Origin of the sequence: Novosphingobium gossypii (assembly GCF_050433305.1) — a bacterium.
Taxonomy (GTDB): domain Bacteria; phylum Pseudomonadota; class Alphaproteobacteria; order Sphingomonadales; family Sphingomonadaceae; genus Novosphingobium; species Novosphingobium gossypii.
In genome coordinates this window covers 1-25630 of sequence record NZ_JBNPXM010000020.1, presented here as the reverse complement: position 1 = coordinate 25630, position 25630 = coordinate 1, and the positions used below count along the sequence as shown (strand labels likewise).

The 25630-nt window shown below is 66.6% G+C and carries 24 protein-coding genes; 5 read left to right on the top strand and 19 right to left on the bottom strand.

The window, feature by feature from the left end; all coding sequences use genetic code 11:
• Window positions 1–45 precede the first annotated feature (45 nt).
• A complete protein-coding gene (gene cpaB, locus GGR40_RS21480; protein ID WP_429278306.1) occupies window positions 46–1056 on the bottom strand; it encodes a Flp pilus assembly protein CpaB in 1011 nt (336 codons plus the stop codon).
• Between the two features lie 109 nt (window positions 1057–1165).
• Window positions 1166–1876, bottom strand: a complete 711-nt coding sequence (locus GGR40_RS21475; RefSeq protein ID WP_429278305.1) for an A24 family peptidase — start codon at window positions 1874–1876, stop codon at window positions 1166–1168.
• A gap of 82 nt (window positions 1877–1958) precedes the next feature.
• Between GGR40_RS21475 and GGR40_RS21470 the strand changes: the two genes are divergently transcribed.
• A complete protein-coding gene (locus GGR40_RS21470; protein ID WP_429278304.1) occupies window positions 1959–2924 on the top strand; it encodes an alpha/beta hydrolase in 966 nt (321 codons plus the stop codon).
• 5 nt (window positions 2925–2929) lie between these two features.
• Window positions 2930–4018, top strand: coding sequence for an NAD(P)/FAD-dependent oxidoreductase (locus GGR40_RS21465; protein WP_429278303.1), 1089 nt, complete (start codon window positions 2930–2932; stop codon window positions 4016–4018).
• 1 nt (window position 4019) lies between these two features.
• Here GGR40_RS21465 and GGR40_RS21460 read toward each other — a convergent pair whose 3' ends face one another.
• The 4 genes from GGR40_RS21460 to ispH all read right to left on the bottom strand — a co-directional run bounded on the left by GGR40_RS21460 (window position 4020) and on the right by ispH (window position 7630).
• Window positions 4020–5123, bottom strand: a complete 1104-nt coding sequence (locus GGR40_RS21460; protein ID WP_429278302.1) for an FUSC family protein — start codon at window positions 5121–5123, stop codon at window positions 4020–4022.
• 80 nt (window positions 5124–5203) lie between these two features.
• The gene (gene rnhA, locus GGR40_RS21455; RefSeq protein WP_429278301.1) at window positions 5204–5638 is read right to left on the bottom strand and encodes a ribonuclease HI; all 435 of its coding nucleotides are present in this window, start codon (window positions 5636–5638) and stop codon (window positions 5204–5206) included.
• Window positions 5635–6636, bottom strand: a complete 1002-nt coding sequence (gene thrB / locus GGR40_RS21450; RefSeq protein WP_429278300.1) for a homoserine kinase — start codon at window positions 6634–6636, stop codon at window positions 5635–5637. The genes rnhA and thrB overlap by 4 nt, the downstream gene beginning before the upstream one ends.
• A 4-nt stretch (window positions 6637–6640) precedes the next feature.
• On the bottom strand, window positions 6641–7630 hold the full coding sequence (gene ispH, locus GGR40_RS21445) for a 4-hydroxy-3-methylbut-2-enyl diphosphate reductase (RefSeq protein WP_429278299.1): 990 nt from the start codon (window positions 7628–7630) through the stop codon (window positions 6641–6643).
• Window positions 7631–7698: 68 nt separating this feature from the next.
• Here ispH and GGR40_RS21440 point away from each other — a divergent pair, with 68 nt between their 5' ends.
• Window positions 7699–8373, top strand: coding sequence for a hypothetical protein (locus GGR40_RS21440; protein ID WP_429278298.1), 675 nt, complete (start codon window positions 7699–7701; stop codon window positions 8371–8373).
• A 572-nt stretch (window positions 8374–8945) separates the two neighbouring features.
• Here the strand turns inward: GGR40_RS21440 and GGR40_RS21435 are convergent.
• The 6 genes from GGR40_RS21435 to GGR40_RS21410 form a co-directional block, all read right to left on the bottom strand.
• The gene (locus GGR40_RS21435) at window positions 8946–9734 is read right to left on the bottom strand and encodes a lysophospholipid acyltransferase family protein (RefSeq protein ID WP_429278297.1); all 789 of its coding nucleotides are present in this window, start codon (window positions 9732–9734) and stop codon (window positions 8946–8948) included.
• Between the two features lie 19 nt (window positions 9735–9753).
• Entirely contained in the window at window positions 9754–10197 is a 444-nt protein-coding gene (locus GGR40_RS21430; RefSeq protein WP_429278296.1) for a Fur family transcriptional regulator, read from the bottom strand.
• A 147-nt stretch (window positions 10198–10344) separates the two neighbouring features.
• Complete coding sequence (locus GGR40_RS21425; RefSeq protein WP_429278295.1) at window positions 10345–10791, bottom strand: Ros/MucR family transcriptional regulator; 447 nt, start codon at window positions 10789–10791, stop codon at window positions 10345–10347.
• Between the two features lie 168 nt (window positions 10792–10959).
• Window positions 10960–11418 carry a GNAT family N-acetyltransferase gene (locus GGR40_RS21420; RefSeq protein ID WP_429278294.1) on the bottom strand — a complete coding sequence of 153 codons (459 nt, stop codon included), beginning with the start codon at window positions 11416–11418 and terminating at the stop codon, window positions 10960–10962.
• The gene (tsaB, locus tag GGR40_RS21415; RefSeq protein WP_429278293.1) at window positions 11415–12080 is read right to left on the bottom strand and encodes a tRNA (adenosine(37)-N6)-threonylcarbamoyltransferase complex dimerization subunit type 1 TsaB; all 666 of its coding nucleotides are present in this window, start codon (window positions 12078–12080) and stop codon (window positions 11415–11417) included. Before tsaB ends, GGR40_RS21420 begins: the two co-directional genes overlap by 4 nt.
• A gap of 7 nt (window positions 12081–12087) precedes the next feature.
• Complete coding sequence (locus GGR40_RS21410; protein WP_429278292.1) at window positions 12088–12663, bottom strand: NifU family protein; 576 nt, start codon at window positions 12661–12663, stop codon at window positions 12088–12090.
• A 127-nt stretch (window positions 12664–12790) separates the two neighbouring features.
• Between GGR40_RS21410 and GGR40_RS21405 the strand changes: the two genes are divergently transcribed.
• Window positions 12791–15754 (top strand): M16 family metallopeptidase, encoded by a 2964-nt coding sequence (locus GGR40_RS21405; protein ID WP_429278291.1) that lies wholly within the window; start codon window positions 12791–12793, stop codon window positions 15752–15754.
• A gap of 206 nt (window positions 15755–15960) precedes the next feature.
• The gene (locus GGR40_RS21400; protein WP_429278290.1) at window positions 15961–16632 is read left to right on the top strand and encodes a hypothetical protein; all 672 of its coding nucleotides are present in this window, start codon (window positions 15961–15963) and stop codon (window positions 16630–16632) included.
• A 51-nt stretch (window positions 16633–16683) separates the two neighbouring features.
• Here the strand turns inward: GGR40_RS21400 and GGR40_RS21395 are convergent, their stop codons facing one another.
• From GGR40_RS21395 to GGR40_RS21365, 7 genes are all read right to left on the bottom strand, one after another.
• Window positions 16684–18585, bottom strand: a complete 1902-nt coding sequence (locus GGR40_RS21395) for a CocE/NonD family hydrolase (RefSeq protein ID WP_429278289.1) — start codon at window positions 18583–18585, stop codon at window positions 16684–16686.
• A gap of 91 nt (window positions 18586–18676) precedes the next feature.
• Window positions 18677–19663: an L-histidine N(alpha)-methyltransferase gene (egtD, locus tag GGR40_RS21390; RefSeq protein ID WP_429278288.1), complete on the bottom strand. Its 987-nt coding sequence runs from the start codon at window positions 19661–19663 to the stop codon at window positions 18677–18679.
• 4 nt (window positions 19664–19667) lie between these two features.
• Window positions 19668–20915: an ergothioneine biosynthesis protein EgtB gene (gene egtB / locus GGR40_RS21385; protein WP_429278287.1), complete on the bottom strand. Its 1248-nt coding sequence runs from the start codon at window positions 20913–20915 to the stop codon at window positions 19668–19670.
• A 134-nt stretch (window positions 20916–21049) separates the two neighbouring features.
• Window positions 21050–22423: a class II 3-deoxy-7-phosphoheptulonate synthase gene (locus tag GGR40_RS21380; protein ID WP_429278286.1), complete on the bottom strand. Its 1374-nt coding sequence runs from the start codon at window positions 22421–22423 to the stop codon at window positions 21050–21052.
• Window positions 22424–22590: 167 nt separating this feature from the next.
• Complete coding sequence (locus GGR40_RS21375; protein WP_429278285.1) at window positions 22591–24342, bottom strand: chloride channel protein; 1752 nt, start codon at window positions 24340–24342, stop codon at window positions 22591–22593.
• Between the two features lie 51 nt (window positions 24343–24393).
• Window positions 24394–24846, bottom strand: coding sequence for an Rrf2 family transcriptional regulator (locus GGR40_RS21370; protein WP_429278284.1), 453 nt, complete (start codon window positions 24844–24846; stop codon window positions 24394–24396).
• A 136-nt stretch (window positions 24847–24982) separates the two neighbouring features.
• On the bottom strand, window positions 24983–25630 hold a 648-nt coding region (locus GGR40_RS21365; RefSeq protein WP_429278283.1), incomplete at its 5' end, for a YjbE family putative metal transport protein.

The window sequence follows — 25630 nt, the reverse complement described above, 5'->3', positions numbered from 1 at the left end:
TGGTGCCCCCAGAGGGTGAAGAGCGAAAGGCAGCGGCGTGCATGATCACTTGCCCACCGATTCAAGCGTGGTGTCCTTGCCGCGCGTCACGCGGACCACCGGACCCATACGGACGGGCGCGGCGGCGGCCTGCGGGGCCGGTGCGCCCATCGGCGCGGCGGCGGGGGCGGGCGCATTGCCGTCGACGGGACGGGTGGAGCGCTGGAAGCGCGACACGTCGGCGCCGGTGACGAAGGTGGTGGCGCCGTCCATGGGGCGGTTCATCGCCTGTGCCATGAACTTCTCTTCCTGTTCGCGCGTGGCGCCTTCGGGCAGCTTGACCTCGCCGCTGGCAAGCACGCGGTCGAACTCGCCCTGATTGTCCGCCAGCGAGCGCAGCGACAGGCTGAGCGTGCCGATGGTCTGCGCCACGGCGACCTTCTCGGCGATGCGCGGCGTGACTTCGAGCGTGACGGTGCGGAAGCCCTGAACCACGGTCTTGCCGTCTTCCACGGTGCTTGCCGTGGCCTGATCGGTTGCCAGCACACGCAGGTTGCGCAGAATCGTCTCGGCGGTGCGCAGCGCCTCGCCCTGGCCCTTGACCTGCTGGGTCAGCACCAGGTCGATGCGGTCGCCCGGAAACACGAAGCCGCCAACGCCGGTGTCGGCGGAAACGGAGATGGTGACGGCGCGCATGCCCGGCCCGAGGGCCGCCGCAAGGAAGCCGCGGTCACCCGGAGCGACGAGCGCACCTTGCGTCAGCGGCTGGCCGGCGGTGATGGGAAAGCGTACGACGGTGCCGAGCAGCTTGGCCATGTCGGCCTTGCCGTCGACGTAGTAGGCGTCCTGCACAAGGTTGTCGGGCCAGCTCTGGAACGATACCGAATCGGCGGTGATGATCGTGCCCACCGGTAGCGCGCGCTGGGCGACGAGCACCTTGGGCCCGTTCGGCACGGCTGCGGGAACCGCCCCGGCTTGTGGTGCGCTGCCGCCTGCGAACATCGTCCTGGCAAGCATCGCGGTGAAGGCTGCAACCAGCAGCGCAACCGCGAGAAGCACCACTTTCTTCCTGTCCATGGCTATGGAAGCCCCTTGCAAAATTGTCCCCGAACTGTTCGGAGTTATGCGGCAAAATGGTTAAGAACGGGTTCACCCCGGCTCGGTAGCTAACACCGTGAACTTTCCCTCACGCCAGACGCGCGGCGACCAGCGTCTGCGATCCCAGTACCCACAGCGATGCCGCCGCGATGGCGATGCCGTAGGGCACTTCGATCCGTGACTTCTGGCGGCGCAGGATATGGCGCATCCCGAACAGCAACACGCCCAGCAGCAGCACCGCTGCCAGTGGCGCCAGCCAGATGCCCGAACCGATTCGCGCCAGTCCCGCAGCGATCGCTTCGACGGTTCCGGGGGAGACGACCGGGCGGTTGGTGGCGATAGCGAAGACGATCGCGCCCGCGCACCATACCCAGGCGAAGGCGACAAGCCCCGCCAGCGCATCGCGCACCGCTTCGCGTCGGCCCGGCGTCATGTTGAAGGCGGCGATTGCCAGCGTTGCGCCGCCGCCCAGCACCGCCATCAGAACCACCAACTGGAGGAACGAGGCAGGCGTGAACCACAGCGCCAGCGCCGTCAGCAGTTTGACGTCGCCGCCGCCCATCTGGCCGATGGCGAACAGCACGCAGGCCAGCGCAAAGGTTGCGGCGGCGAGGCCCAGCTGCACTGCGACGTCCATCGGTGCCAGGCCCATCGCCAGCCACCACAGCGGCGCGGCAAGGGCGATGGCCAGGTTCAGCCGGTTGGCGATGTGCCGGGCGCGCAGGTCCGTCAGCGCCGCGACCAGCAGCGCCGTTGCCAAGGCGGCCAGCAGTGCATAGGAAAACAAGGCGCCCGTCATGCGTAATTCCCTTAGGTTCGGGATAGCTCTACACCGGGAACCGCTACCAAATAGTAACCACGACCAGAGGCTTATCCATTCCGTGCCCTCAGCCGTCGAAACCCTGCTTCACGCACCCGCCCGCCGGGAAATCCCCGCCACCGCGCGCGAATCGCGCTGGGCACTGCCTGACGGCCACCTGCTGCGCCGGATCGACTGGCCACAGGGAACGCGCGGCTCGATCCTGTTCATGCCGGGGCGCGGGGATGCGTATGAAAAATGGCTGGAGACGCTGGACGGCTGGGCGCAGCAGGGCTGGGGCGTCACCTCTGCCGACTGGCGCGGTCAGGCGGGCTCGGGGCGGCTGGGGGCGGATGCCACCACCGGCCACGTCTCCGACTTCGGCATCTGGGTGGACGATTACGCCGCGCTCTGGGCCGACTGGACGGCATCGACGCCGGGGCCGCACATTGCCGTCGCTCATTCCATGGGCGGGCAGATCGTCCTGCGCGCCGTTGCCGAAGGGCGGGTGAAGCCTGACGCGGTGGTGCTGTCCGCGCCGATGCTGGGCATCCATCCTGCGTGGATTCCGTCCGGAGTGCTGCACAAGGTGGCGCGGGTGATCGCGCGGCTGGGCGATCCGCGCCGCCCGGCTTGGAAGGGCGGGGAAAAGCCGGGCGCTCAACCACGCGCCCGTTCGCTGCTGCTGACGCACGACGACAGCCGCTATGACGATGAGGACTGGTGGCGGCTGGCGCGGCCTGCCATCGCCATGGGGCCGGCAAGCTGGGGCTGGATCGAACGCGCGCTCGCCTCGATCCATGGACTGGAGCGGCGCGGCGTGCTGGAAGCGGTGCAGGTTCCGGTGCTGCTGCTGGGCACCAGCATCGACGGCCTCGTGTCCTGGCGTGCGATCCGCCGCGCGGCACGGCGCCTGCCCAAAGGCGAACTGGTCGCTTTTGGGTCGGAGTGCCGCCACGAAATCCTGCGCGAAGTCGATCCGGTGCGCCGCCGCGCGCTGGATGCCATCCGGGACTTCCTTGATCGCGTCGCGCCCTCTAGGGGCTGACCGCGATGGATACGGGTTTCGATATCGCCATCGTCGGCGCGGGGATGGCCGGCGCGTCGCTGGCTGCTGCGGTCGGCGGGCGCGCTCGGGTGCTGCTGCTGGAGGCTGAGGACAGCCCCGGCTACCACGCCACAGGCCGCTCTGCCGCATTCTGGACCGAGAGCTACGGCGGCCCCGGCGTCCAGCCGTTGACCACCGCGTCCGGCCCGGTGCTGCGCGATCTGGGCGTGTTGACCCCCCGCAGCGCGCTGACGCTGGGGCGGGCGGGGCAGGAGGCCGATGTCGCCGCCTTCGCCGCGCGCTATCCCGCCGTCGCCATGCAGCTGCTGGACCGCGACGGCATTCTGGCGCGGGTGCCTGCGCTGCGCCCGGAATGGACGTGCGGTGCGCTGGAGCCGAGCACGTGCGACATCGACGTCGCCGCGCTGCACCAGCACTACCTGCGCGAAGCCCGCCGCGCCGGGGTGGAGCTATGGTGCCGCGCGGGCCTGACCGGGGCAGAGCGCACGGCGGACGGCTGGGAACTGGCGCTGGCGGTCGGGCGCACGGCTCGGGCGCGCGTGCTGGTCGATGCGGCGGGGGCCTGGGCTGACGACGTGGCGCGGCTGGCGGGCGTGGCCCCAGTCGGCATCGTGCCGTACCGCCGCACCATTGCGCAGGTCGCCGTCGCCGCTGATGTGCCGGACGACCTGCCGCTGGTGCTGGATGTGGCCGAGCGCTTCTACTTCAAGCCCGAGAGCGGGCGGCTCTGGCTAAGCCCGCATGACGAGACGCCGAGCAGTGCCTGCGACGCTGCGCCCGAGGAGATCGACGTGGCGCTGGCGGTGGACCGGCTGGAGCAGGTGGTCGACTGGCCTGTGGAGCGGGTGGAGCATCGCTGGGCGGGCCTGCGCTCCTTCGCGCCCGATCGCCTGCCGGTCTATGGCTTCGCGCCGCAGGACGCCGCGTTCTTCTGGTTCGCGGGGCAGGGCGGCTTCGGCATCCAGACCGCGCCCGCCGCCGCCGACCTCGGCGCGCGCCTGCTGCTGGGCGCGGGGCCGGGCGCGGTCGATCCGCAGCCGTTCGCGCCGCAGCGGTTTTCATGCCGATCGTGATCTAATCCGCGCCGGCTCCACCGGACGCACGGCCGTGCGCGCGACGGCCCGGCGCCACCAGATGCCAGCCAAGCAAGACCGGCTCCAGCACCGCCATCCCCACGAACACGCTGACCAGCCGCAGGATCGCGGGGCCGATTTCCGCATCGGAATAGCTGTCGGGCACCAGCACCACTAGCACCGCCAGCGTGAACTGCAGGCCCATGTAGGTAACCGCAGGCAGGCCGTTCTCGATGTGGCGGCCGATGACGATGCCGATGCAGGTGCCCGCGATCAGCACTGCCGGATTACCCTGCGCGCAAAGCAGCACCGCCAGCGCCAGCCCGCCGCCCGCGATGCAGCCGACGGCGCGTTGCAACAGGCGCCGCGTGACGGGCACGAACCCGCTTTCGCCGATGCCGGACACGGGCACGATCATCACCGCCATGATCGTCACGGCTGCCTGTGCCAGCTCGGGAATGCCGAAAACGGCATGGAGCACCGGCAACACCGCCATCGCCAGCCCCGCCTGCGAGGCATGACGCGCGGCGTGCGGGTGCCAGCGCATGCGGTCGGGCGGGGGCTTGCGTTCCGCCCACCAGCGCCTGCCCGCCAGCGCGCCCGCGATCAGGCTGACGATGGTGCAGGCCACGGTGCCCGCCACCACTTCCAGCAGTCGCGTCTGCGCGAAATGGATGGTGTCCAGATGCGGGCGTTCGATCTTGTCGAACAGGATCATCTCGAACGTCAGGCCGAACAGCAGCCAGGCATAGGCGCGCCGTGCCGTCAGCATTCCGTAGAGGCCGATGGCGCCCACCAGTTCCGCCGCGATCATCGCCAGCGGTACGGAGCGCGCGGCGTAAGGCACCACCAGCAGCGCCAGCCCCGATCCCAGCGCCGTACCGACGATCCGCATGACGCCGCGCGCCAGCGTTTCCGCAACGTCGCTCTTGAGGAGGATGAAGGCGCTGAACGCCGCCCATGACACCATTTCCGCACCGATGGCATGAGCGATGACGATCGCGAGCAGCACCGAAGCGACGCAGGCGATCTCGTCGGCCATGCGCGGGCCGGGAGTGACAAGGGCGCGCAGTTCGGTCTTCAGGATCGGGGAAAGGGCGGGCATGCAAGGTTAAGTCTGGTTGGACGGTAAGGCTGCGGCCAGGCGATACATCGCCATGATCCGGTGCGGACGAGGACGATCTACTACCCCGCCGCCTTCGCGGCATCGCTGGCCAGCTTGTCCACTCGCTCGTTCTCGGCGTGACCGTTGTGGCCGCGCACCCATTGCCATTCCACCTGATGGCGTGCCGTCGCCTCGATCAGGTCGTGCCACAAGTCGGCATTGCGCACGGGCTGCTTGCTGGCGTTGACCCAGCCCTTCTTCTTCCAGCCGTGGACCCACTTGGTGATCCCGTCGATGACGTACTTGCTGTCGGTGAACAGGGTGACGGAGCACGGTTCGATCAGGGCGTTGAGCGCCTTGATGACGGCGGTCATCTCCATGCGGTTGTTGGTGGTGTCCGGCTCTCCGCCCGACATTTCCTTTTCGTGCGGACCCATGCGCAGCAGCACGCCCCAGCCGCCGGGACCGGGGTTGCCCTTGCAGGCGCCGTCGGTGAACACTTCCACCTGCTTCACGCGAAGATCCCCCGGTCGAAGATCCGCGCATTGTCCGGGTCGGCATAGAACTGCAGGCGGCGGGCGAAGGCCATCGGATCCTTGGGCGTCACCAGCGCGTCGGCGGGCGTGTTCAGCCAGTCGTAGGCGCGGGTGGCCAGGAACCGCACCGCCGCCCCGCGCGCCAGCAGCGGCAGCGCCTCGTGCTCGGCCTCGTCCAGCGGGCGCACGGCAAGATAGCCCTCAAGCAGGGCATCGGAGAGCGCCGGATCGAACCGCGCGCCGTCGGGGCTGAAGCACCAGGCGGAATGTGTCACGGCAACGTCGTAGGCGAACATGTCGGTGCAGGCGAAGTAGAAGTCGATGAGTCCTGTAACCCTGTCGCCCAGCATCAGCACGTTGTCGGGGAACAGGTCCGCATGGATCACGCCGCAGGGCAGGTCGGTCGGCCAGTCCGCGGCGATCAGCGCCATTTCGCGCTCGACCAGTGCGCCCAGTTCGGGGTGGATCGATTCGAGGCCTTCACGCCCGCAGTCGGTCAGCAGCTGCTGCCAGGCGGGCATCGCCAGCGAGTTCGCGCGCGATTCGGGAAAGTCCGCCGCCGCCAGATGGATTTGCGCCAGCGCCCCGCCGACCGCACGCGCCTGCGCAGGCGTGGGTTCCGATACGGACACGCCGGGCAGGAACTCGATCAGGGCCAACGCCTTTTCGCCGTCCGGTGTGCGGTGCAGGCGATGGCTGGCCCCGTCGGCATCGTGCATCGTGCGCGGCACCGGGCAGTCCTTGGCGGCCAGATGATCCAGCAGGTCCAGGAAGAACGGCAGGTCCGCGATCTCGGTGCGCGTTTCGTACATCGTCAGGATAAAGCGGCGCGCCGTTTCACCGTGCTGCGTCTCGATCAGCCAGTTGCTGTTGGACACGCCCTCGGCGATGCCCTTGGCGGATGTCAGCGTGCCAACGTCGAAGCGCGCGATGATCGCCGCCATTTCCTCGGCGCCCAGCCGTGTGTAGACCGCCATCGGTTCAGCGGGCCAGCTGGCGGGGCAGCTTGAACGTCATGTGTTCGCGCTCGGTGACGATTTCCTCGGCAGAGACGGTGCGCAGCGTCCTGATGCGCGCGATGACCTCGTTGACCAGCTCTTCGGGCGCGGAGGCGCCTGCCGTCAGGCCGACGGTGCCGATGCCGTCCAGCCACGCCGGATCGATCTCGGTCGCGCGCTGGATCATGTGGGCAGGCGTGCCGCAACGCTCGGCCACTTCGACGAGGCGCAGGGAATTGCTGCTCTTGGGCGATCCGATCACGATCACCAGTTCGCACTGCGGCGCGATCTGCTTGACTGCGGCCTGGCGGTTGGACGTGGCGTAGCAGATGTCCTCCGCCTTGGGCGCGACGACCTGCGGGAAGCGCGCCTCGATCGCCCTGATGATGGCGTGGGTATCGTCGACCGAAAGCGTCGTCTGCGACAGGTAGGACAAGTCGGCGCCGGGCGCGAAGTCCAGCGTGGCGACATCCTCCACCGTTTCCACCAGCGTCATGTTGCCTTCGGGAACCTGCCCGAAAGTACCGATGACTTCGGGGTGGCCGGCGTGGCCGATGAACAGGATGTGGCGGCCCGCCTCGATCTGGCGTTCTGCCTGGCGGTGCACCTTGCTGACCAGCGGGCAGGTGGCGTCCAGCCATTCCAGCCCGCGCGCGGTGGCGGCGGCCGGGACGGCCTTGGGCACGCCGTGGGCGCTGAAGATCACGGGGACGCCATCGGGCACTTCGTCCAGTTCCTCGACGAAGATGGCACCCTTGGCCTTCAGGCTGTCGACCACGAACTTGTTGTGCACGATTTCATGGCGCACGTAGACCGGAGCCCCGTAGAGATCGATCGCGCGTTCGACGATCTCGATGGCGCGGTCGACACCGGCACAGAACCCTCGGGGTGCGGCGATCAGGAGGCGGATCGGTTCGGAAGAGCCGATCTGTACGGCAGAGTCTTCAGACGGGGACTGAAAGGTCGCGTTCATGATGCTCCCCCTAGCGCTTTGCCGCGCGCCTCGCTAGGGCAAGCGGACGCTGTTCGAGGAAGTTCACGATGAATGCACGCCGCCTGACCGCCACTGTCCTGTGCTCCGCCGCTGCGTTGACCGCGCTGAGCGGGTGCAAGACCAAGGGCGAGATCGTGGTCGATCAGGGCGTGGGCATCACTGCGGTGCGTTCCAAGTGCCCCGCGGTGGGCATTCCCGACTACACCGGCGACATCACCCTGTTCCGTGGCGCAGCGCGCACCGCCGATGCGATCGACGTGGTCGCCGCGCTGACCGACGTGCGCGCTGCGTGCAACGAAGCCGAGCCGGCGCAGGGCGGCGGCGACAAGGTGACGTCGGCAGTGACCTTCCAGGTGCAGGCGCGCCGTACCGACACGGCAGGCGCGCGGCAGGTGACGGTGCCGTATTTCGTTTCGGTGCTGCAGGGCGGCGGCTCCGTGATTTCCAAGCGGGTCGGCAACGTGACGCTCAACTTCGCGGAAGGCCAGCCGCGCGCGCAGGCCACCGTGACCGCGAACGCCTTCATCGACCGTTCGGCAGCCACCCTGCCTGACGAAATCCGCGACCGCATCACGCGCAAGCGCAAGGCCGGCGATACCGACGCCGCTGTCGATCCGCTGAGCGATCCGCAGGTCAAGGCCGCCGTCGCGCGCGCTTCGTTCGAAGTGCTGATTGGCTTCCAGCTCGACGAAACGCAGCTGGCCTACAACGCCACGCGCTGATCCGTTCCTCGCTCCATACACCCCGTCACCCTGAACTCGTTTCAGGGTCCATCGGGTGGTTAGTGCCAGAGGTTAGGTCACCAGCGGCGCTGTCGGTTTGCTATTCTACGCGTCGGATTAGGCTGCACGATGGACCCTGAAACGAGTTCAGGGTGACGGAGCGTGCGGGTGCAAGGGCTGGGCCTCGGCGCGCCGGGCACGACCATGCGCCCGCTGGCGAGTGCGGGCTTTACGCCAAGGGAAAACGCGGACGGGTGCGGTCGGCGCGTGTTGGGTCACCGGCGACAGGTGACAATGCCAGGTGCTGCCTTCGTGTGCGAATGGCCGGAAGAGGGGCAGACCAACAGGGTCACTCTTCCGGCACGGCCCTTCGGTGCGCGGGGATGATGGTGCGGGCTCGCGTCCTTGCCATCGACCCTGAAGGCATACCTTCAGTTCATCCTTGCATCCGGTAGTGTGGCTTTGTCCGGAGTTCCACGACCGGACGCCGACCGCGTGCGAGAGTGAGGAGCATCAGCTACACGCCCTCGCCCCGCCGCCGCTGGAGCATATAACCTAAACGGTTATAAATGTCAACTATCAGCCCGCCGCATTCGGCCCGCTGCCGTCTCTATCGCTTCACGCGCGGCCAGCGCCATGCGCTTCCGGTCGGCACGGTCTTTCGGGGGCAGGGGAGGAAGGAAGTGCATGGTCAGGTCCACAGCGCGCCAGCGGGCCAGGATCACCAGCGCATTGTCCAGTCCCGGTTCCTCGCCAACCCAGGCGATGGCGCGGGTTTCGCGGCCATAGTCCAGCCAGATCGGTTGCACCGGGACCACCTCGCTGTTGTCATCGTCCGCGAGCGCCGACAGCAGCGACGACTTGAATGGCAGCGTCGCGGTGCCGTCGGAACAGGTGCCTTCGGGGAAGATGGTCAGCGCGCCCGTGTCGGCCAGCGCAGTGCGGATCTGGTCGATCTGGTTGGCCACGCTGCTGCGGTCGTGGCGGGCGACGAAGACGGTGTCGTTCAGCCGGCACAGCCAGCGCAGCGGGCCGATCTGGGCCAGTCCGTCATGCGCGACGAAGGCGCTGCCCGTCTCTCCGGCGATGGCCAGAATGTCGAGCCAGGTGACGTGGTTGGACAGGAAGAAAGTGCGGCGTGCCGGGCGCTGGCCACGGGTGCGGACACGCAGCCCGGCGACGGCGCCGATGGCCTGCAGGAACCGGCGCGGCACCGGATTGCGCTTTGCGAAAGGCGCGGCGAGGTAATAAAGCGGTACGCTCACGACCAGCAGCGCCAGCATCGACAGCAGGCGCAATGCCACCAACGGCCAGCCCCATGGCGCGATACGGCGCTTCTGCATGGGGATGGCCTGGTTCATGGCGCGTTACTTGCGGGTTTTACTTACGGGCAGGCGCATCGCCGTCTTCGCGGTCCAGCCGGACGCCGAACAGTTCCATGCGGTGATCGACGAGGCGGAAGCCCAGGCGTTCCGCGATCTGGCGCTGAAGCGATTCGAGTTCAGGATCGACGAATTCGACCACCTGGCCGCTTTCCACGTCGATCATGTGATCGTGGTGCGCTTCGGGTGCGGCTTCGTAGCGGGCGCGGCCATCGCCGAAGTCGTGGCGGTCAAGGATGCCCGCTTCCTCGAACAGGCGCACGGTCCGGTAGACGGTGGCGATCGAAATGCCCGGATCGATCGCGGTGGCGCGTTCGTGCAGCTTTTCGACGTCGGGATGGTCGGTGCTTTCCGAAAGCACCTTGGCGATCACGCGACGCTGTTCGGTGATCCGCAGGCCGCGTTCGGCGCAGAGGGCTTCGATGTCGATGGGTTGGCTCACGTAGGACCTGCGTAAATAAAGTAATAGGCGCACCGCCTAGATAAGGCGATGCGCCTGTAATCACAACCGCGTAGGGTGGCCCGTCTTGCGCCCGGCAATCGATCGCACCGATTGTCCCCGGATAATTGCGCGACGCGCCGCCTGAAATCAGGCTGCGGCGTTCTTGGGCTTGCGGCCGCGACGGGTGTCGGGCTTGCGGCCAAGGCCGATCTTCTTTGCCAGTTCGCGGCGCTTTTCGGCATAGTTGGGGGCGACCATCGGGTAGTCGGCGGGCAGGTTCCAGCGCGCGCGATATTCTTCCGGCGTCATGTTGTAGTGCGTCATCAGGTGGCGCTTGAGCATCTTGAGCTTCTTGCCGTCTTCAAGGCACACGATGTAGTCGGGCTTCACCGAGGCGCGCACCGAAACGGCGGGCTCAGGCTTTTCTTCCTCGACCACGGGCGCGCCGCCCAGACCGGCAAGGGCGCCGTATACGTTAGTGATGAGCGTCGGCAGATCTTCGACCGAAACGCTGTTGTTGCTGACATGCGCGGCAACGATATCCGAAGCGAGCGTGATCAGCGTCTCGTTCATGTCGGTCTGGATGGTATCCATAGTAACTTGTCCTTTGGTGCGACCAATTGTTCGGGGGGAAACCGTTTCTCGTTTTCCTGCCAGACGCGGCATTGGACCAATCAACCATGAAGCGCAAGTTGCTTTTTAAAGCAGTAAACCGTCTGCATTAATATTATCAGTAATGCGACAATACCGTTTAGGCTGCGTTCAGGTGATTTCGCACGCAAAGGTGATCGCGTCCAGCCGCTGGCCGCCCGGCGTTCGATAGTATTCGCGCCTTTCACCAATAGGCTCGAAGCCGAAATTACGGTACAGTCTTTCCGCGTCGTTGCCTTTTCTCATTTCCAGCAACAGGCGGCGCACCCCGCGCTGTGTGGCTTCGGCGCGCAGGCGGTTCAGCAACATCTGGCCCAGCCCCTTGCGGCGTTCTTCAGGGTGGACCGCCAGCAGCAGCAGTTCCTCTTCCTCGAACCCGGTGCGCGACAGGAAGAAGGCGGCAGCGGCTTCATCGCCTACAGGCACTTCGCCGCGCGCGGACAGCACGCCGTGATGAGTATGATCGAAGCTAAGCGCGTCTTCCACCTGGCGACGGTTCCAGGCCTCTCCGTAGACGGGATCGAAGGCGGCGGTCATCACCGCCATGATCCGGTCCACGTCGTCGATCATGCGCCGACGGCCCCTGCAGCGATCTTCGCCGAAGGCAGCTTGGCGTCCGGCCCGCGACCGTAGAGGGGCTGAATGTCGGTCAGCAGCGCGGCTTGTGGTAGAAGCGCGAATTCGCGTGCGTCGGGCAGCAGCGGCAGGGCGCGACCCGTTCCGCGCGCGGCGACCAGCGCCTCGGCCTGGCTGCCGACGACGAGCGCTTCGCTTACCGTTGCCGCCGCCGCGTCGGGGCGCAGCGAGGCGAGCGGGGCGGTGCTGCGGCCCTGTGCGTCGAAGGTTTCGACGAACCATTCGCCGTGACCGCCCGTGGTGACGACGGCCAGATCCTGCGCAGCTTCGCGGGCGCGGGCCATGGCGGCGATCAGGGCAAGGGTGGGGTAGCCGAGCACCGGCACGCCCCAGGCCAGCCCCAGCGCGCGGGCTGCGGCAAGGCCCACGCGCACGCCGGTAAAGCTGCCGGGACCAAGGGCGACCAGAATGCGGTCCGCCCGGCCCTTGCCCGGCAGCGCCGCGATCATCGGCACGAGGGCTTCGGCATGGCCGCGCCCCAGCAGGCGGTAATCGCCCGCGATCAGGCCTTCGCCTGTCAGCAGCGCGACCGAGCAGGCCTCCGTCGCACTGTCGATTACCAGCGTATCAGGGACCGGCGTATCGGACGCAGCCATCGTGCGGTCAGGCCGCGCGGACTTCGCTGACTTCGGGGACGTAATGCTTGAGCAGGCTTTCGATACCATGCTTCAGCGTCGCCGAGGATGACGGGCAGCCCGAACACGCGCCCTGCATGGAAAGGTAGACCACGCCTTCGCGGAAGCCGCGATAGACGATGTCGCCGCCGTCGTTGGCCACTGCGGGGCGCACCCGGCTTTCGATCAGATCCTTGATCTGGGCGACGATGTCCGCATCCGCGGGATCGTCGCCAAAGTCTTCATCCTCTGCCGGGACGGAGAAGCCGCTGGCGTCGCCGCCGGCGAACAGGGGCGCTTCAGACACGAAATGGTCGAGCAGGATCGACACCACCTGCGGGCGCAGCGCGGGCCATTCGACCCCTGGCGCGGCGGTGACGGCGATGAAGCTGCCGCCGAAGAACACGCTCACCACGTCGCCCAGGTCGAACAGCGCCTGCGCCAACGGCGATGCCTCCGCGTCCTCGGGCGAAAGGAATTCGCGCGTGCCCGAAGCCATCACCTGCCGGCCGGGCAGGAACTTGAGCGTCGAGGGATTGGGCGTGGTTTCGGTTTCGATGAACATGATGCCATGCGATTTAGGTGAAGTGCGCCAAGGGTCAAGAGTATCGGGGCAAGAAGTGGGCAAGGCATTCGCCAGACCCTGTTCTATTCACTGGCCCTTAAGCAGAGCCGCCCCTATACCTTGCGCAATGACGACCCCCCCGCGCGCCGCCCGCTCGCTCGCCTGCCTGCTCCTTCTTGCCCAGGCTCCCATTCCGCTCCTTCTGGTACAGGAGGCGCATGCCCAATCTGCGCCCGCTCAGCCAGTAGCTCCGGCAGCAGCGCCCGCCATCGGCCAGGCGGATCCGTGGCTCTATCGCGGCAGCGACATTCCCCGCGATCCCGAATGGTTCTTCGGCGAACTGTCCAACGGCGTGAAGTATGCGGTGCGCAAGAACGGCGTGCCGCCGGGCCAGGTCTCCATCCGCATCCGCGTCGATGCCGGTTCGCTGTACGAGACCGATTCCGAGCGCGGCTATGCGCACCTGCTCGAACACATGCTGTTCCGCCAGTCGAAGTATATCCCGGAAGGGACCGCCATCGCCGCCTTCCAGCGCCTTGGCGCGACGTTCGGCAGCGATACCAACGCGGTCACCTCCACCACGCAGACGGTGTTCAAGCTGGACCTGCCCAACGCCACGCCGACCTCGCTGGACGAGACGTTCAAGCTGATGAGCGGCATGGTCACCGCGCCCACGCTGTCCGCCTCCAACCTCAGGCAGGATCTGCCCATCGTGCTGTCGGAAATGCGCGAGCGGGGCGGCGCTTCCAAGCGGGTGCAGGACGCCATGCAGAAGGTGCTCTACGCCGGGCAGCCGCTGGCGAACCGCGAACCGATCGGCACTGTCGAATCGCTGACGGCTGCCACGCCGCAAAGCGTGCGCGCGTTCTATTCGCGCTGGTACCGCCCGGACAACGTGGCGGTGGTCGTGGCGGGTGACGTCGATCCGGCGATGCTGGAAAGCTACGTCAAGAAGTGGTTCTCCGACTGGAAGGCCACCGGCCCCAAGGCCGTCGCGCCCAGCTTCGGCGACCCGGCAGCGCCTCCGGGTGCCGACCCGAAGAACCCGGTCGGCGAAACGCGCATACTGGTGGAGCCGGACCTGCCGCCTTCGCTGATGTACGCGGTGCTGCGTCCGTGGCGGCAGGTGACTGACAACATCGCCTACAATCAGGGTCTGATGACGGACGCGCTGGCGCAGGCGATCATCAACCGCCGCCTGGAATCCAAGGCGCGGGCGGGGGGCAGCTTCCTGTCCGCTTCGGTCAACCAGGACGACGTAGCGCGTTCCGCCGATGCCACCTTCGTGTCGGTGACGCCGCTGGGCGACGACTGGCAGGGCGCCCTGCGCGACGTGCGCGCGGTGATCGCCGATGCCCAGACCCGCGCACCGACGCAGGCCGAGATCGACCGCGAGGCAGCGGAAATGGAAGTCGCCTTCCAGGTGCCCGTCGAACAGCAGCGCATCCTGCCCGGCAGCAAGATCGCCGACGACCTCGTCAACGCGCTGGATATCCGCGAAACGGTGGCCGCGCCGCAGGACGTGCTGGACATCTTCCGCAAGTCGAAGGCGCTGTTCACCCCCGCCGCCGTTCTGGAGCACACGCGCAAGCTGTTCACCGGCAATGTCACCCGCGCGCTGTTCACCGTGCAGAAGGAGGGCGCCGCCACCGACCGCCAGCTGCAGCTTGCCCTCGCAGAGCCGGTCAAGCCGGACGCCAGCGCCCGTGCCGTGCTCAAGCCGGTCTCGTTTGCCAACCTGCCCGCGATCGGCGCCCCGAAGAAGGCCGTCGCCGATGCGCCGACCGGCCTGCTGGAGATCGAGCAGCTGACCTTCGCCAACGGCGTCAAGGTGATGCTGTGGCCGGTGGTTGAGGAACCGGGCCGGGTCATGGTCAAGGCGCGCTTCGGCGGCGGTTATCGCTCCATCGACCCGAAGGACGCGGCCTACATCTCGCTGGGCAACTATGCGCTGGTCGGATCGGGTCTCGCCACGCTGGGCCAGGACGATCTCGATCGCATCTCCACCGGGCGGAAGATGGGCTTCGATTTCGAAGTGCAGGACGCATCGTTCCAGCTGTCGGCGGAAACCCGCCCGCAGGATCTGGCCGATCAGCTATACCTGTTCGCGGCCAAGCTGGACCTGCCCAAGTGGGACGTCGCGCCCTTCACCCGCGCGAAGGCGGCGGCAAAGATCCAGTACGCCACGTTCTCCACTTCGCCGCAGGGTGTGATGAACCGCGACCTGCAGTTCTACCAGCGCGGGCAGGATCCCCGCTTCGCCACCCCCACGCCGGAACAGATCGAGGGGACCACTCCCGAAGGCTTCAAGCGGGTGTGGAGCAAGGCGCTGAAGGAAGGGCCGGTCGAAGTCCAGATCTTCGGCGATTTCGACAAGACCGCCGCGATCGCCGCGCTGGAGAAGACGTTCGGCGCCCTGAAGTCACGCCAGCCCGCCCCGGTCAGCGCCGCGCAGGCGAAGATCGACGTGCCAAAGCCGTCCGATTCGCCGATCAAGCTGATCCACCACGGCGACCCGGATCAGGCGGCGGCAGTCGTCTCGTGGCCTACGGGCGGGGGCGCCATGGGCATCCGCGAATCGCGCCAGCTCGAAATCCTAACGCAGCTGTTCACCAACCGCCTGATGAACGCGGTGCGCGAAAAGCTGGGCGTGTCCTATGCGCCTTACGTCTATTCGCAATGGCCGGTGGATCTGGCGGCAGGCGGGTCGATCACGGCGGTTGCACAGGTCGATCCCAAGTCGGTGCCGGTGTTCTTCCAGACCGCCGACGAAATCGCGCAGGATCTGATCGCCAACCCGCCCACGGCTGACGAACTGGCGCTCGTCACCGAACCGCTGCGCCAGCAGGTGACCCGCGCGGCGTCGAGCACTTCGTTCTTCATGAGCCAGCTTGAAGGCGCCACCACCGACCCCACCCGCATCGGCACCGTCCGCTCTGTGCTGGGCGACTATACCGTCACCACGCCGCAGGCGATGCAGGCGCTGGCCGCCCGCTATCTCGGCCGCGACCATTCCTGGCGGCTTGAAGTCATGCCTGAGGGGAAGGACGTGGCGAAAGCTGGGGGCGAAGCAAAGGTGGCGGCGAAGTAGGGGCGCAGTATCTACCGCCGACTAATAAACAAACAGAATTGAAGAGGCGCGGTTAAGGCAAAGCATCAGGCTGATCCTGTGCTTTGCCTTAGCCCGAGCACCTTATTAAAATTCTGTAAGGTGCGCTGGAGGGTTGTTCTGGCCTTTCCCGTTCCCGAGTACGCCGGACATGCACGCGAATCATGCGTTGCAGACGGGGGACTACCATGAAGACCATCTATAGCTTGGCGCTGCCTTGTGCGGCGCTGATCGCGCATCCTGTTGTTGCGCAGACCAAGACGGCACCGGTCGCAACCCTGCAGGGGCAGGCGGGCGTTGCTATGCCGATTGCTGCCGTGGTGCCATCAGCCCAGCCGGACATTTTGAGAGCCGGCCTTTCCGTTGCGCTCATCATGCGTGAGGAACTGACAACCAAGAAGAAGAAGCTGCGTGTGGGTCAGCGTTTCCAGATGGAAGTTGCAGAGAACATCACGCAGAACGGCGTTGTCGTGATCCCTTCGGGCACACCGGCGGTGGGTGAAGTAACCGAGGTGCGCAACAAAGGAATGTGGGGCAAGTCCGGCTACATCGGCGCCCGTGTCGTCTCGCTCAATCTCAACGGGCGAAACGTGCGTCTCTCGGGCACCTTCGACGACAAGGGTGTCACAGGCACGGGCGGCGTGGTTGCTGCCATCGCTTTTGTTCCGATCGCCGGGTTTCTGACCACAGGCACCAGCGCTTTCATCGCGAGCGGCTCGCCGGTCAAGGGCTTCCTGGACGAGGATCTGGCATTTCAGGCAGTGCAGCCTCAAGTCATTCAGGTGCCCGCTGCCGTCCCGGCAGCCGCACCTGCTGCAACTGCACAAGGCGTTCTGACTTCGGCCTCGCTTACCAAGTGAGGCGGCGTCCCTTGGGTGCGCGGGTATGCGCTCCCAAGGGACCACGCATCGTCAATCCTTAGCCATCGGCAGCCACACCGCGCTGGCCTGATCGCCGCCGAAGTGCACGGTTTCGGTCGCCTTGACGTAGTCCGAAGGCTTGGCTGCCATGATCGAGGGCACCCAGCTTTGCGGGTTGCGGTCGTAGAGCGGGAACAGGCTGGACTGGACCTGCACCATGATCTTGTGGCCCGGCAGGAAGACGTGATCGACGTTGGGCAGCGCCCATTTGAAGTCGTAGACCTTGCCCGGTTCCAGCGCCTGCGGCTTGTCGAAACCGCCGACGTAGCGGCCGCGGAAGATTTCGATGCCGATGCCCAGCTGATAGCCCGCCATCTTCGGATCGGCGGAGTATTCCTGCGGATAGACGTCGATCAGCTTGACCACATAGTCGCTGTCCGGCCCCGAAGTCGCCGCGCGCAGGTCCACCCTGGGCGCGCCCTTGATGTGGACGGGCTTGTCGAGCACGCCGGTCGAATAGCTCAGCACGTCGGTGCGGCCATCCACGAAGCGCTGATCGTGGACCAGCCAGGTGCGCCATTCGTCGCCCTTCATGGTGACGGGGCGCGGCAGCATCGGCACAGGCTTGGCCGGATCGGAGACGTAGCTGTCGCTTCCCGCCGCGCCCTTGGTCCACGACAGGGTGGAGTTCGCGCCGAGGTACAGCGGGGTATAGCTGCCCGCCGGCCACGCCTGCGACACTTCCCAGCGGTTATCGCCGGTCGCGTAAGTCAGCACCGGCGGGGTGTTGCACGCCGGGGCATTGGTCTTGAGGTGGCAGTCGAAGAACGGCTTCATGTAGCGCGTGCGGAACTGCAGGCCGGTGTCGCCTTCCCACTTCAGCGGGCCAAGCTCGCGCGCTTCGTAGTTGACCTGGCTGTGCCGCCACGGTCCGATGACAAGGCTGACCATGTTATCGGGCGTGCCGTTTGCCTTGAGCGCCTGATAGACGGCGGGCGCGCCATAGCTGTCCTCCTGGTCCCACTGGCCGACGACCAGCATCGTCGGCACCGTCAGCTTGCGGGCGCCCAGCAGCTTGTCCACCGCCTGTCCCTGCCACCATGCGTCGTAGCTGGGATGTTCCAGCACCTTGCGCACCACTGGCAGGTCCAGCAGGCCATAGGCGCGGGCATAATCCATGGCAGAGCCGCCTTCGAGGTAGGCGGTGTAATCGTCGCCACCACCGCGCGGGACAACGCCGCCGCCCTTCTTGACTGTCTGACCCAGATCGTAGTCGAAGCCGAACATGCGGAAGGCGCCGTTGTGGAACCAGTCGTCGCCCATCCAGCCGTCCACCATCGGGCTTTGCGGCACGGCGGCCTTCAGCGCGGGATGCGGATCGATCAGCGCCATCAGCGACGTGAAGCCGAGGTACGAAGAGCCGGTAATGCCGACCTTGCCGTTGCTTTCCTTCACGTTCTTCACCAGCCAGTCGATGGTGTCGTAGGCGTCGGTGGCGTGATCGACTTTCGTCTTGTTCAGCGGACCGCGCAGGGGGCGGTTCATCACGTAATCACCCTCGGACCCGTCAAGTCCGCGCACGTCCTGATAGACGCGGATATAGCCGTCGTTGACGAACTCGGCGTCGGCGACTGGCAGGATTTCCTCGATCTTCTGGCTGCGGTTACGGCTGGTGGACTTGTCCGCGTTGTACGGCGTGCGGCTGAGGATGATCGGCGCATCCTTCACGCCCTTGCGATGGACGATGACGGTGAACAGCTTCGTCCCGTCGCGCATGGGGACCATCACCGTCCGGCGAACGTAATCCGCCTGGGGGCGCACCCAGTCGTAGGACTTCACTTGCTCGTTCAGCATGGTGTCGGTGAGGGGAGCATCCTGCGCCGACAGCGACGATGCAAGGGCGACTGCCGCTACGACGGCGGCGTAGCGATGGAGGCGGAAACGCTTTGTCATGAACGCATTGGTGCCGCGATGGGGCGAGTGCGTCAAGCGATGAGGTGATGCTGTTACATCCGTCGTCCCGGACGACGGGTGCGATGGCGGATCATGCCGTCTGCTCATCCCCCATCGCACGGGCAAGGATCACCATGAACTTGTCGTCGGCGTCGCCGAAGCCCTGCATCGGTTCCCAGCCTCCTGCCAGCAGCAGGGTGTCGGCGCTGCGGGGATCGTACTTGTGGCTGTTCTCGGTGTGGATAGTCTCGCCCTCGGCCATGGTGAAGCGGCGACCGCAGACTTCGAAGGCGATCGCGCGGGTGGCCATGATGTGCATCTCAATCCGGGCGCGTTCGTCGTTCCAGATGGCCCGATGTTCCAGCGCATCAAGCGGGATGGTGCCGCCAAGTTCGGCGTTGATGCGCGCGGCAAGGTTCAGGTTGAACGCTGCCGTCACCCCTTGCGCGTCGTCGTAGGCGGCAACGAGTGTCGCCTCGTCCTTGATGCGGTCGAAGCCGATCAGCAGCAGGCTGCCCGCGCCCAGCGTCTGCCGCATGGAGCGCAGCAGGTCGGTGGCGGCCAGCGGTTCCATGTTGCCGATGGTGGAGCCGGGGAAGAAGCCAATGCGCGGATAAGCGCCCACTTCTTCCGGCAGGATGGCGGGCTGGCTGAAATCCGCCTCCACCGGGTGGATCGGCAGGTCGGGATAGCGGGCGGCCAGCGCTTCGCAGGATTCGGACAGGAACGCGCCCGATATGTCGATCGGCACGTAGGCAGCGGGCCAGATCGCGTCGAGCAGCAGCGGGGTCTTGGTGGCGCTGCCCGCCCCGAACTCCACCACGACGTGATGGCGCGCGCCTACGACCCGGCCGATGCGCGTGGCGTGGGCCATCAGGATGCCGGTCTCGGTGCGGGTGGGATAGTATTCGGGGAGGCGGGTGATTTCCTCGAAAAGTTCGCTGCCGCGGTGATCGTAGAACCAGCGGGCGGGGATCGCCTTGCGCTCCTGCGACAGGCCGGTGAGCACGTCGCGGCGGAACTGCGCGCGCAGGGTATCGCGGGAAACGTCGATCAGGTCGCGGACGGCGGTGGCCATGGTGTCAGATATCCTTTGCCAGGCGGACGCCGGTGAACTGCCAGCGCTTCTCGGGGGGGAAGAAGTTGCGGTACGTCGCCCGCGAATGGCCGCGCGGCGTGGCGCAGCTGGCGCCTTTCAGGATGCACTGGCCGGACATGAACTTGCCGTTGTATTCGCCCACCGCGCCCGCTGCCGGTCGGAAGCGCGGGTAGGGGAGGTAGGCCGAGCGGGTCCATTGCCAGCAGTCGCCGAACAGGCTGGGCGATCCGGCGGGATGGACGCCCACGGCTTCGTCCAGCTGGGTGCCGCCAGCGGAATCGTGCGCGGCGGCGGCGGCTTCCCATTCGAACTCGGTCGGCAGGCGGTGCCCGGCCCACGTGGCGAACGCGTCCGCTTCGTAGAACGAGACGTGGGCCACCGGCGCGTCGGGTTGCAGCGGTTGCAGGCCCGCCAGCGTAAACGCGGCGTTGTCCTGCCAGTAGAGCGGCGCGCGGATCGCTTCGGCATTGATCCAGGCCCACCCGTCAGACAGCCACAGCGCCGGATTGCGATAGCCACCGTCAGCGATGAATTCCGCCCATTCGCGATTGGTGACAAGGCGCCGGGCCAGCGCGAACGGTTCGATCAGCACATCGTGCGCAGGGCCTTCGTTGTCGAAGGCGAAGCCGGTGCCATCATGGCCGATGCGGTGCCGCCCGCCTTCGTGGCACTCCCAGTCCATTGCGCCTGTCGGCTCGATCGAAAACGGCGAAAGCGACGCATAGGCAGGGGCCAGCGGGTTCAGCGAGAGGGCGTGTTTGATATCGGTAAGCAGCAGTTCCTGATGCTGCTGCTCGTGGTTGAGGCCCAGTTCGATCAGCGCGGCAAGCTCGGGGCGATCAGGCAGACGCTCCAGATGCGCATCGACATGGGCGCGGTACGCCAGCACGTCGTCCAGCGACGGGCGCGACAGCATCCCGCGCATCGGGCGGGCATGGCGCGGCCCTTCGGCTTCGTAATAGGAATTGAACAGGAACGGCCATTCCGCATCGAACAGCCGGTATTCCGGCAGGTGATCGCGCAGGATGAAGGTTTCGAAGAACCATGTGGTATGGGCCAGATGCCACTTGGCAGGCGACGCATCGGCCATCGACTGGATCGTGGCGTCGGCGTCTGACAGCGGCGCGACAAGCGCGCGCGTCAGCGCCCGGATGGAGCGGAGACGATCTGCCAGAGGAGCCGCCGGAGGGGCGGAGACGGGCGTTTGCTGGCGGCGGGTCGTCGTCTCCATGCAGCCTAAACGGACCAACACCGATTAGGCTGCATGGCGAAAACGCCAACATGGGTTAGGGAATGGCGTGGTGGCTGATGGCCGAAGTTCAAGGGACGCAGGGGCGATATACCCCTGCGTGACTTTTCTTTACGTCAGGCTGCCTGCTTCTGACCCTGGGTCGCTTCCAGGTTCAGCAGGTCCGCCATCTCGAACGCCAGCTCGATCGACTGCGCACCGTTGAGGCGCGGGTCGCAGTGGGTGTGGTAGCGGTCCTTCAGCGCCTCGTCGGTGATGGCGATGGCGCCGCCGGTGCATTCGGTCACGTCCTGCCCGGTCATCTCGATGTGGATGCCGCCCGCGTGGGTGCCTTCGGCGCGGTGGACCGCGAAGAAGCCGCGCACTTCGGACAGGATGCGGTCGAAGGGCCGCGTCTTGTAGCCGCTTTCGGACTTGATGACGTTGCCGTGCATCGGGTCGCACGACCACACCACCGGATGGCCTTCGCGCTTCACCGCGCGCACCAGCTTGGGCAGCCCGGCTTCGACCTTGTCGTGGCCGTAGCGGCTGATCAGCGTGATGCGCCCGGCCTCGCGGCCCGGGTTCAGCACGTCGAGCATGCGCAGCAGCGCGTCCGGCTCAAGGCTGGGGCCGCACTTCATGCCGATCGGGTTGCCGACGCCGCGCAGGTATTCGACGTGAGCCGAGCCTTCGAACCGGGTGCGGTCGCCGATCCACAGCATATGGGCCGAACAGTCGTACCAGTCACCGGTCAGCGAATCGCGGCGGGTCAGCGCCTGTTCGTAAGGCAGCAGCAGCGCTTCGTGGCTGGTGTAGAAGTCGGTGCCCTGAAGCTGCGGAACGCTGGTGGGATCGACTCCGCAGGCGGCCATGAAGTCCAGCGCTTCACCGATGCGATCGGCCATCTGCGCGAACTTTTCGCCCCAGGGGCTGCGGCCGATATGATCCAGCGTCCACTGGTGGACCTGACGCAGGTTGGCATAGCCGCCATGCGCGAAGGCACGCAGCAGGTTCAGCGTCGAAGACGACTGCGTATAGGCGCGCAGCATGCGTTCCGGATCGTTGCGGCGTGCGTCCGCATTGCCTTCGATGCCGTTGATGATGTCGCCGAAGTAGCTGGGCATCTCGACACCGCCGACCATTTCCGTCGGGGCCGAGCGCGGCTTGGCGAATTGGCCCGCCATGCGGCCCAGCTTCACCACCGGCTGCTTGCTGGCGAACGTCAGCACGACCGCCATCTGCAGCAGCACACGGAAGCTGTCGCGGATGTTGTCGGCGCTGAATTCGGCAAAGCTTTCGGCGCAGTCACCGCCCTGGAGCAGGAAACCGCGACCGGCAGACACTTCGGCAAGGTCGGCCTTCAGGGCACGGGCTTCACCGGCAAAGACGAGCGGCGGAAACTTCGCAAGCGTGGCCTCGACCTCGCTGAGTTTCGCCTGATCGCCATAGACCGGGAGGTGGCGCGCCTCATGCGTCTTCCAGCTCTCCGGTGTCCAGTTGGTAGCCACTATTCGTACTCCTGATGCCCGCCACGGAATTGCGCGGACTTTTCCAAGCGCCGTGAAGTCCTCCGAACGGCGCAAGCAAGGGGCGGCCTTTAGCGCCTGCGGGCAATATTTGCAAAGCCGGGTTTGCCGATGATGGTGATCGGTTGCGCGCGGCGTTCTGCCCCGATTTAGCTTTCGCCGAACAGTTCGCGCTGCGACGCCTCGATCTCCTCGAAGTAGCGGCGCCGGGCGTGACGCTCGGACACCACGCCCACCACGGTGCCGACGCCGTCCACCACTGCCAGTTCGTCCGCCACCGCCATGTCGAATGCCTTCAGCATAGCGCGGATGTCCGTTACCGGAGACAGCGTATTGGCCTGCAGCGTCGCCAGCGCGCCCACTTCGCCATCGGTTTGCAACTCGGGGTTGTAGGCGGCGGCGGTGGAGACGATCCCGGCATAGTGCCCCTCCGTATCCAGCAGGATCGCCTTGCTGGCCGAACCCAGCGGCACCCGCGCGCGGAACTCCGCCACGGTGAGGTTTGCGGGCGCACTCACCCAGTCCTTGCGCATGATCCGGCCTGCGGTCAGCGCCAGCATCCAGCCGATGTCACGCGGGGACCGGATGATCGAGCCGCGCACGTGGAGGCGCCAGGTCGAGAACGAATAGCCGAACGTCTCGCGCGTCAGGGCGCTGGATACCAGCGAGGCGGTGAGCACCACACCCATCAGCGCGAAGTCGTGCGTCGTCTCAAGGATCAGCATGGCCAGCGTCATCGGCCCGCCGACGACCGACACGGCAACCGCGCTCATCCCCACCAGCGCGGCATCGTTGATGTCGAGCGCGATGCCCGCCATCGATGCCAGGCCCGCGAAGATCAGCCCCACCAGCGAGCCGATGAACAGCGAGGCGAAGAACAGCCCGCCGCGAAACCCGAACGCGATCGAGATGGCCGATGCCAGCACTTTCAGCACCAGCACCATCACAAGGAACTGCATGGCAGGCTGCATCGCGATGTTGAGGTGCATCGCCCCGTGCCCGGCGGACAGCGTCTGCGGTGTTGCCATCGCCAGCGGCATCAGCAGGAAGCCGCCGATCACCGGCTTCCAGCGCGCAATCCGCCCGCCGACGCGGCTGGTCTGCTGCTCGGCGAACGTGACGAGGCGCATCATCGCGATCCCGACCAGTGCCGAAGCGAGGCCGAGCAGGGTGTAGATGAAATAGTCGCCGGTGGTCAGCACGCGGTCGGCGGCGGAGGCGATGAGATAGGGCTCCACCCCCAGCGCGCGGGTGACGAAGGCGGCGCCCAGCGCGGCAGCCACCACCGGGGCGATGGCAGCGGGGGTATATGTGCCGATGACGATCTCGAAAGCATAGAACGCGCCTGCCAGCGGTGCTCCGAATGCCGCGCCCACCGCCGCGCCCGCACCCGCGCCGACAAGCGTGCGCATGTCGGAGCGGCGCAGCTTGAACCACTGGCCCACGATCGAGGCGACCCCGCCGCCCATCTGCGCATAAGCCGCCTCCAGCCCGACGGAAGCGCCCGCGCCGTTGGACAGTATGGTCTGGACCGAGATCACCAGATTATCGACGAAGGGGATGCGCCCGCTGTGCAGCGCGTTCGCTTCCACCACGTCGATCGGCGCGCGGCGGCGACCGCGCAGCAGATAGGCCATGCCCACCATCAGCAGGCCGCCGAAGGGCAGGGCCAGCAGGCGCCAGTGGTTGCGGATTTCGCCCAATGCACTCAGCCGGTTGTTGCCGATGCCGTAGAACAGCTGTTGCAGGCCGTGCGCAAGGAAGCCCTGCAGGTTGGTCAGCCAGCCCGCTACCAACCCCGCCACCAGCGCAAGCACGATGAACGCCATTTCGCTCGACCGCAGCCGCTGGCGCTGGCGGATGGCCAGGCCCTTGAGGGCATGAAGTCCCATGCGTCGCATCGCGCCGATTGGGCCGGTGCGTAGCGGGAAGTCAATGATTCGGTGGGCTGCTCAGGCAGCCGCTTCGGTCAGAGCGGGAGGCGCGAAGTTGCCGAAGATGCGGCGCAATTCGTCCCGGCGCACCAGCGAGTCGGCCAGGGTGTAGCCATCCAGCACGGTCAGGAACGCGCGGGTCGCCTCCTGAAAGGCGCGCGGCAGGATGCAGGCCGGGGCAACGATGCAGGCGGTGCAGTCCACCACGTTCAGGCTGGTTTCGGTATGGCGCACGATCTGGCCGATCGTGATCTGGTCCGCCGCCCGTCCAAGGCGCAGGCCACCCTTCCGGCCGCGCACCGTCTCCAGAAAACCGCCCTGGCCCAGGTCCTGCACCACCTTCATCAGGTGATTGCGCGATATGTCGTATGCCTGCGCGATCTCCGCGATGGAGGACAGATCGCCCGGATCGCGCGCGCCGACATGGAGCAGGACGCGGATGGAATAGTCGGTGAAGCGTGTCAGTTGCACGCAAGACTTCCAGTCGCAGGGAATCCGGGCATGATCATCGTTTGCACATGCCGATTGCCGCAGCCCGGGGCAACCGGGCTGCAGCGGATTGTGCACTATGTAACGGAGCCGTTCCGTGCCGAAACGGGATTTTCGGTCAGAACAGCGCCATGATCCCGCGCGAGGGATCGACGAGGCCTTCCCAGATCATCTTGCCCGCCACCCACAGGATCACCAGCAGGCCGACGTAGGCAAGCCAGCGATAGCGTTCGATCACGCGGGCCAGTACATTGGCGGCAACGCCCATCAGCGCCACCGACAGGATCAGGCCGACGGCAAGGATGCCCGGATGGTCGCGCGCGGCGCCGGCCACGGCCAGCACGTTGTCGATGCTCATGCTGACGTCGGCGACGGCCACGGCCCAGGCGGCGCCGGCGAAGCTGCGCGGGGCAGCCCGGGCGATGGTGGAGTCCGGGTGTTCGTCGGTGTGGTCTTCGCGCAGTTCGCGCCACATCTTCCACGCCACCCACACCAGCAGCAGCCCGCCTGCAAAGACGAGGCCGACGATCTGCATCAGCTGGCTGACCACCAGCGCGAAGGCGACGCGCAGGACCAGCGCGGCGATGACGCCGATCAGGATGACCTTGCGGCGCATCGCTGCGGGCAGCCCCGCTGCCAGCGCGCCCACGACGATGGCGTTGTCGGCGGCGAGCATCACGTCGATCAGCACCACCTGCCCGAAGGCCGACAGCGCAGAAGGGCTGGTGATGTTGGAGAAATCGGCAACGATGTGCTGCCAGAGGTC

Bases quoted from the DNA above. Each gene is read 5' to 3' on its own strand.
- cpaB (WP_429278306.1), bottom strand. From the start codon at position 1,056: ATGGACAGGAAGAAAGTGGTGCTTCTCGCGGTTGCGCTGCTGGTTGCA.
- GGR40_RS21475 (WP_429278305.1), bottom strand. From the start codon at position 1,876: ATGACGGGCGCCTTGTTTTCCTATGCACTGCTGGCCGCCTTGGCAACG.
- GGR40_RS21465 (WP_429278303.1), top strand. From the start codon at position 2,930: ATGGATACGGGTTTCGATATCGCCATCGTCGGCGCGGGGATGGCCGGC.
- GGR40_RS21460 (WP_429278302.1), bottom strand. From the start codon at position 5,123: ATGCCCGCCCTTTCCCCGATCCTGAAGACCGAACTGCGCGCCCTTGTC.
- thrB (WP_429278300.1), bottom strand. From the start codon at position 6,636: ATGGCGGTCTACACACGGCTGGGCGCCGAGGAAATGGCGGCGATCATC.
- ispH (WP_429278299.1), bottom strand. From the start codon at position 7,630: ATGAACGCGACCTTTCAGTCCCCGTCTGAAGACTCTGCCGTACAGATC.
- GGR40_RS21440 (WP_429278298.1), top strand. From the start codon at position 7,699: ATGAATGCACGCCGCCTGACCGCCACTGTCCTGTGCTCCGCCGCTGCG.
- GGR40_RS21435 (WP_429278297.1), bottom strand. From the start codon at position 9,734: ATGAACCAGGCCATCCCCATGCAGAAGCGCCGTATCGCGCCATGGGGC.
- GGR40_RS21425 (WP_429278295.1), bottom strand. From the start codon at position 10,791: ATGGATACCATCCAGACCGACATGAACGAGACGCTGATCACGCTCGCT.
- GGR40_RS21420 (WP_429278294.1), bottom strand. From the start codon at position 11,418: ATGATCGACGACGTGGACCGGATCATGGCGGTGATGACCGCCGCCTTC.
- tsaB (WP_429278293.1), bottom strand. From the start codon at position 12,080: ATGGCTGCGTCCGATACGCCGGTCCCTGATACGCTGGTAATCGACAGT.
- GGR40_RS21410 (WP_429278292.1), bottom strand. From the start codon at position 12,663: ATGTTCATCGAAACCGAAACCACGCCCAATCCCTCGACGCTCAAGTTC.
- GGR40_RS21405 (WP_429278291.1), top strand. From the start codon at position 12,791: ATGACGACCCCCCCGCGCGCCGCCCGCTCGCTCGCCTGCCTGCTCCTT.
- GGR40_RS21400 (WP_429278290.1), top strand. From the start codon at position 15,961: ATGAAGACCATCTATAGCTTGGCGCTGCCTTGTGCGGCGCTGATCGCG.
- GGR40_RS21395 (WP_429278289.1), bottom strand. From the start codon at position 18,585: ATGACAAAGCGTTTCCGCCTCCATCGCTACGCCGCCGTCGTAGCGGCA.
- egtD (WP_429278288.1), bottom strand. From the start codon at position 19,663: ATGGCCACCGCCGTCCGCGACCTGATCGACGTTTCCCGCGATACCCTG.
- egtB (WP_429278287.1), bottom strand. From the start codon at position 20,915: ATGGAGACGACGACCCGCCGCCAGCAAACGCCCGTCTCCGCCCCTCCG.
- GGR40_RS21375 (WP_429278285.1), bottom strand. From the start codon at position 24,342: ATGCGACGCATGGGACTTCATGCCCTCAAGGGCCTGGCCATCCGCCAG.